Genomic DNA, 6,452 nt, shown 5'->3' with positions numbered 1-6,452 from the left:
TTCGATGCGTCCGTAGCTCAGTTGGTTAGAGCACCACCTTGACATGGTGGGGGTCGGTGATTCGAGTTCACTCGGACGCACCATTCTTTGCAAACCACCGCCCTTCTCTCATTGCCACTTCGTTTCTTTTGCGAAATCTCTCTTACAAAAAACGATAAAGCCCGCAGATAGCGACTCTCCTTTAGTCTGTGCCGCCTCTGCGCGACTCAATCAGAACGTTTTCAATATCACCGACAACACTTTTGCATTAACCTTCATCTTCATATCATCCTCCGTGGTGGCCGAAATATATATGTTAATCATCCCCGAGCTCTTTTCACTTCCGCTCAGCCCACGTAATGCCGCCGTCATTGGCACCATAAAGGTTGTCTTCATGTTCGTCATATCCATGCTGCCGAAAAAGGCGAAGCTATTCACAGGATCTTGGCAAGTGTCGACAGCGCTGACCTGAGTTCTCTTCTGCATCAAACTCGGTTTATCCAGAGCAACATTAAAGCTCACGCCCTGAACCGAAGACATCGGCATGATCTCCACCAACGCGTAGTAGCGTTGCTGCTCATCCCCAAACAGCTCCGCTGAATTTTGCAGAGGCTTCGGCAAAATCACCTGGGCGTTAACAATTTGGCCATTGCTCAAATCCGTTTGATCGAGTGTGGCATCTAGCTGTAGTGCAGGCAGTGAGCTTACTTTACCCTGCGTTAAACGTGGCGTTGAATCCCCGCTTCCCGTTTGATAGTCATAATCAAAATCGCCTATCTGGGCATAATCTCCTGCGCTGTTCTTCTGCACTGGCCGACCATTTTCATCGACGTAAAACAGGAAAGGCTCGTTTTTCCACAGGCTCAAGCCGGTTTGTGGCTCGGTGGGCAAATTATCTCGTATTTGCTTTGTGCGCCACACCTCCCATAAACGATCGAGATTAGCATGATGCATGAAGAAAACCGGGTCGACAGGAGACAAAAAGTTCCCCATAAAACCTCCGATATCGTTATGCACTTTGTTATGCGGGAAGGCCTCCAGTATTCCAAAACCATGCTGATGGCTGTTGCTATGATTGGGCGCGGACTCACTGCCAAACAGCTCAAAAGAACGCGGCGCCAATGCATCTAAAATCGTCTCTAGGGAAACCGCGTTCTGGGTTGTGCAATCGAAATTGGGTTGGTCTTGAGTGAGCGCTCGCGTTTGCCCTCGAGGAAAGAACATCGCGTCTTCAGGTTTTCCATCACCTTCGATACCTCGCCAAAGATCGCGTGGATACGGATAGTTACGCAGTTGTAATTCATGCAGCTGTTGCGGAGTGAATTGCCCCCACAATGCTTCTACAGGATTAAATAATGCTTCACGAAATTTAGCGTAACTATCAATAAACGCCTGATTATCTGGATTAAGCACACCGTCAAAAAAAACCTCAGGAATACGCGGTTCCGCCGTCCAATCCCAGAACGGCATGGCAAAATCAGCGTCTCCGCTCAGTTTACGGATGATCCTTTCAAACCACCCCACATACCCACGATGCCAAGGCAAAAACCACCAATTACCATGAGGGCAATCAAGCGTATGAATTAACGTATGCCGATACCAATTCAGGGGATCTGATGGCGGTAATGCGAGCATTGCCCTGATCCCTTTTTGATAGCTTTCGAGCATTCTCTGCCCTTCTTTGCTATTGAGATTCACACGCGTATAGCGTCTTTTGGTGTCTGTGGAGGGCATGGCTGAAAATGCAGATTGAAACGGGAGTGCTGCTGCGAGCGTAGTCAGCGTCGTGGCGATAATTAAACGGCGCCTGCTCAGGCTAAAAGGGGATTCACGCTTACTCATATTAAATATCCTTAATAGTAGGATTTTGAGCAAAAAGAATAATATTCTGATTTAAAAGCGATAACCTGCCGCCATCAGAAATAATATTTCGCCTGATGGCAAAAATAAGCATAGAACATTAATCAATCTCAGCAAGCGGCCAAACATGAATAGATCCAGCCGGTATCTGAGGGAATGTCAAAATTTTATTGCGCAACAAGTTTTTCATCGACGCTACATTTGCGCAGCAATCGTTGTTTTTTTAGCTAATCACGTCCACGGTGAGGCAAATTCGTTGTCAATTCACAGGTTAAGACCGTATAATACGAAACGTCATTTCAATTGAATGGTTTCAGCCCTTGATCTGTCGCTACGCAAACTACAATTCAAAGATGCTTTCGCGCTTATCAATACCTAAACGCGGAGAACACTTTTCCGCATCCATCCCTCAGCTGTCATCTATTCTTAGTAGTGTTTCAACATCCCGATTACCGACGTTCACACTTTTAGGCAACGTTAACCTTTTAAGCAACATCGTTTTATCGGCTTCATCTCTTGCTCATGGCATCGCCAAGAGCACATTGTTTTTTCAATCCATCACAACTTGCAGAAATTAAACTTCATGAAAAAGACCAAAATCGTATGCACCATCGGTCCTAAGACCGAATCCGAAGAAATGCTAAACAACATGCTGACCGCAGGCATGAACGTTATGCGTCTTAACTTCTCCCACGGTGATTATGAAGAACACGGACAGCGCATCAAAAATATCCGTGCTGTAATGGAAAAAACCGGTAAGAAAGCCGCTATTTTGCTGGACACCAAAGGCCCAGAAATCCGTACGATGAAACTGGAAGGCGGTAAAGACGCCGCGCTGACCGCAGGTCAGACTTTCACTTTCACCACGGACCAAAGCGTCGTTGGTAACACCAGCCGTGTAGCCGTCACCTACCCAGGCTTTGCCGCTGACCTGAAAATCGGTAACACCGTGCTGGTTGACGACGGTTTGATCGGTATGGAAGTTATCGAAGTGTCAGAAACCGAAGTGGTTTGTAAGGTTCTGAACGCCGGCGATCTGGGCGAGAACAAAGGTGTTAACCTGCCGGGCGTTTCCATTCAGTTGCCAGCACTGGCTGAAAAAGACAAGCGTGACTTGGTATTCGGCTGTGAGCAAGGCGTTGATTTCGTTGCGGCTTCATTCATCCGTAAACGTTCTGATGTCATGGAAATTCGCGAACACCTGAAAGCACACGGTGGCGAAAACATCCAGATTATCTCTAAGATCGAAAACCAAGAAGGCCTGAACAACTTCGACGAAATTCTGGAAGCGTCTGACGGCATCATGGTTGCACGTGGTGACCTGGGCGTGGAAATCCCGGTTGAAGAAGTTATCTTCGCTCAGAAGATGATGATCGAAAAATGTAACCGCGCACGTAAAGTCGTTATTACTGCGACCCAAATGCTGGATTCCATGATCAAAAACCCACGTCCAACTCGCGCAGAAGCGGGCGACGTTGCTAACGCCATCCTCGACGGTACTGACGCCGTTATGCTGTCAGGCGAAAGCGCTAAGGGTAAATATCCTCTGGAAGCCGTCAGCATTATGGCCACTATCTGTGAGCGCACAGACCGTGTGATGCAGAGCCGTATCGAAACTCTGCATGACAGCCGCAAACTGCGCATCACTGAAGCCGTATGCCGTGGCGCCGTTGAAACAGCAGAAAAACTGGACGCACCGCTAATTGTTGTGGCAACCGCAGGCGGTAAATCAGCGAAAGCCGTACGCAAATACTTCCCAGATGCGATGATCCTAGCGCTGACCACTAACCCAGTGACCGCTCGCCAGTTGATCCTGAGCAAAGGCGTGGTTCCTATGCTGGTTAAAGAGATTGCTTCTACTGACGATTTCTATCGTATCGGTAAAGAAGTCGCAGTTGAAAGCGGTCTGGCTCAGAAAGGCGACGTTGTCGTTATGGTTTCAGGCGCACTGGTGCCAAGTGGAACTACCAACACCGCTTCTGTTCACGTTCTCTAATTACATTTATTGTAATTATATCAAGCGCCGGAATCCGGCGCTTTTTTTATTGTTTTTATCACACAGTTCAAACTTAAGCTATTGTTAATCATGATTTTTACTTATTTTAAAATCCTAGCAAAACAAGCAAAAAAGCTTCATTTTCGCCAACTTAATTTAATTTTTTCATTTAAAAATGACGTTTATTTAGATGACTGGTCAAAACAAAGCGATTCAGTACAAAAAATGTATTCTCTTCGAAAAAGAGTTTGTGTAATACTCGTTTAGCTATATGGAAATCAACTCAAACTAGAGGGTGTTACAATGAATCGCACTAAATTGGTACTGGGCGCAGTAATTCTGGCGTCTACTATGCTGGCTGGCTGTACAAGCAACGCTAAAATCGACCAACTGTCGACTGATGTTCAGACTCTGACCACCAAAGTTGATCAGCTGAGCAACGACGTTAACGCCATGCGCACTGACGTTCAGTCTGCTAAAGATGAAGCCGCTCGCGCTAACCAGCGTTTGGACAACATTCGCGGTGGCTACAAGAAATAATATTGCTTACGCAATGTGATATAAACGCGCTAATGGCACCATTCTTGTGCTGCCATTAGCGTCTTACGAACCCGAATCGAACTCATGTATGGTCACTCGTGATGTTCATACACTCCTAATCACCCACTCTGGCGCTCGGATTAGCAGAAATTAAGAATAATTCAAGCTTCAAGCTCTCATTTTTGTTTACATCTGTACCGCATTTTTTCCGCCTGAATTAGTCCTGTTCATATAATTAATTTCCAAATCAAAATAAGATGAATCCAATAGAAATGACCTGTTTTCTCTCCTTTTTTTAATCTTTTGGAAAAAGAAGGCGTTTCTTTGAGCGAACGATCAAAATAAAGCGACTTAGTACAAAAAATTTATTCTCTTTAGAAAATGGTTTGTGTAATACTTGTAACGCTACATGGAGATTAACTCAATCTAGAGGGTTTTATAATGAATCGTACTAAACTGGTACTGGGCGCAGTAATCCTGGCTTCTACTATGCTGGCTGGTTGTTCAAGCAATGCTAAAATCGACCAACTGTCTACTGATGTTCAGACTCTGAACACCAAAGTTGATCAGCTGAGCAACGACGTTAACGCAATGCGCGCTGACGTTCAGACTGCTAAAGACGACGCAGCACGTGCTAACCAGCGTCTGGACAACATGGCTGTTAAATACAAGAAATAATATTTCTTGAGTCATGTAATAAAGGCGCACTTTGTGCGCCTTTTTTTATGCCGACGTCATCTAACACGCCGAGCCCTCCCATCCCCTATCAGCCCCGCTTTATCTCGCCGTCCACGTAAAGCAAACCACTAACCGCATTTATTGAGTCGCACCCATAAAAAAAGGACGCCCAGAGGCATCCCCATGAATCACACTACAGCGCGCTAAACGCATGCCATACGCTTTTATTGAATATCCTTGGCAGTCTCAGCCTTGGCTTCGGTAATCTTCACTGCGTTGGCGGCAGGCTCAGATTTCACTTCTTGACCATGGTGCACTAAAACGGGCATACCCGAGCGGCGTTTCATCGCCTCATCAAACACCAGTCGATCGGTCAGTGGGCTTTCTGCAAACTTTTTAGCTGCCGGTTTCAGAACAATAGGCATCGTTTGCGGATCGTCTTTCTCAGTGCGTGACAATGGCTGATGTACTTCCACATAACGCTTACCATCAGGCTCCACCGAAACTTTCACCGGCGCATTCACGATCTGAACTCGCGTTCCTTTAGGAACGGTTTTAAACAATGCTTCGATATCGTCTGGGCGTAGGCGGATACAGCCAGAGCTTACGCGCATGCCAATCCCAAAATTCGCGTTGGTGCCGTGGATGAGGTATACCCCCCCTTGAGCCGACAGACGCAGCGCAAACAAACCCATTGGATTTTCTGGGCCTGCCGGTACAACCGCCGGCAACGTCACACCTTCAGCTTTATAGTGTTTGCGAATATTTGCCGTTGGCGTCCAAGTAGGATTAGCAATGGACTGAGAAACGCTGGTCACCATTTCTGGCGTGTTACGTCCCAACTGGCCAATGCCAATAGGATAAACCACGACTTTACCTTCCCCTTTCGGGTAATAGAACAGTCGCATTTCTGCCAAGTTAATCACAATGCCTTCACGCGGCGCATCGGGCAGCAACATTTGCGAAGGAATGGTTAAAACCGTCCCCGGCGTAGGCAGATAAGGATCGACTCCCGGATTAGCTTCCAGCATGCCAAGCAGGCCAATCTGGTAGCGAGAGGCAATGTCTTCAAGAGGTTTGCCATTGTTTTGTACCGTTACCGTCACGTTTTCACCAATCAAACGGCTGTCCGGTGGCGGCAAAGGGTATTCGGTTGCCTCGGCAACAGACGTCCCTGCCATCCATACCGAAAGCAACATAGTCACAAGAGGTAGTGCACGCTTCATGCTTGATTCCCAGTCTTATTGTTTACCTTCAGGACGAAGGCTAACTCATCAAATATACAAGGCTGTAGAACTGCCAGTGTTATCAACACAAGTCATACTAACAGCCAGAAAAGAAAAGGCAATTAAAATGCCAATAAATCAATGTGTTACCAAAATACTTTTGCGTTATATTT

Annotated in this window: 5 protein-coding genes and 1 tRNA gene; 4 read left to right on the top strand and 2 right to left on the bottom strand. The window is 46.5% G+C overall.

Going from position 1 to position 6,452, the window contains the following annotated elements:
- Nucleotides 1–6 precede the first annotated feature (6 nt).
- Nucleotides 7–83 (top strand) — tRNA-Val (locus M988_RS08565).
- 127 nt (nt 84–210) lie between these two features.
- Here M988_RS08565 and M988_RS08560 read toward each other — a convergent pair.
- The gene (locus tag M988_RS08560; protein WP_064573675.1) at nt 211–1,821 is read right to left on the bottom strand and encodes a tyrosinase family protein; all 1,611 of its coding nucleotides are present in this window, start codon (nt 1,819–1,821) and stop codon (nt 211–213) included.
- Between the two features lie 601 nt (nt 1,822–2,422).
- On the opposite strand from M988_RS08560, the gene pykF reads away from it, so the two are divergent.
- The 3 genes from pykF to M988_RS08545 all read left to right on the top strand — a co-directional run bounded on the left by pykF (nt 2,423) and on the right by M988_RS08545 (nt 5,053).
- Nucleotides 2,423–3,835 carry a pyruvate kinase PykF gene (gene pykF, locus M988_RS08555; RefSeq protein WP_008813684.1) on the top strand — a complete coding sequence of 471 codons (1,413 nt, stop codon included), beginning with the start codon at nt 2,423–2,425 and terminating at the stop codon, nt 3,833–3,835.
- A 303-nt stretch (nt 3,836–4,138) separates the two neighbouring features.
- The gene (locus tag M988_RS08550; RefSeq protein WP_004093174.1) at nt 4,139–4,375 is read left to right on the top strand and encodes a major outer membrane lipoprotein; all 237 of its coding nucleotides are present in this window, start codon (nt 4,139–4,141) and stop codon (nt 4,373–4,375) included.
- Nucleotides 4,376–4,816: 441 nt separating this feature from the next.
- Complete coding sequence (locus M988_RS08545) at nt 4,817–5,053, top strand: major outer membrane lipoprotein (protein WP_004093172.1); 237 nt, start codon at nt 4,817–4,819, stop codon at nt 5,051–5,053.
- A gap of 224 nt (nt 5,054–5,277) precedes the next feature.
- Here the strand turns inward: M988_RS08545 and M988_RS08540 are convergent, their stop codons facing one another.
- A complete protein-coding gene (locus M988_RS08540; protein WP_008813685.1) occupies nt 5,278–6,279 on the bottom strand; it encodes a L,D-transpeptidase family protein in 1,002 nt (333 codons plus the stop codon).
- Nucleotides 6,280–6,452: the final 173 nt, after the last annotated feature.

The organism is Hafnia paralvei ATCC 29927 (assembly GCF_001655005.1).
In the GTDB taxonomy this organism is placed as follows: Bacteria; Pseudomonadota; Gammaproteobacteria; order Enterobacterales; family Enterobacteriaceae; genus Hafnia; species Hafnia paralvei.
This window is presented reverse-complemented; position numbering and strand designations above follow the sequence as displayed.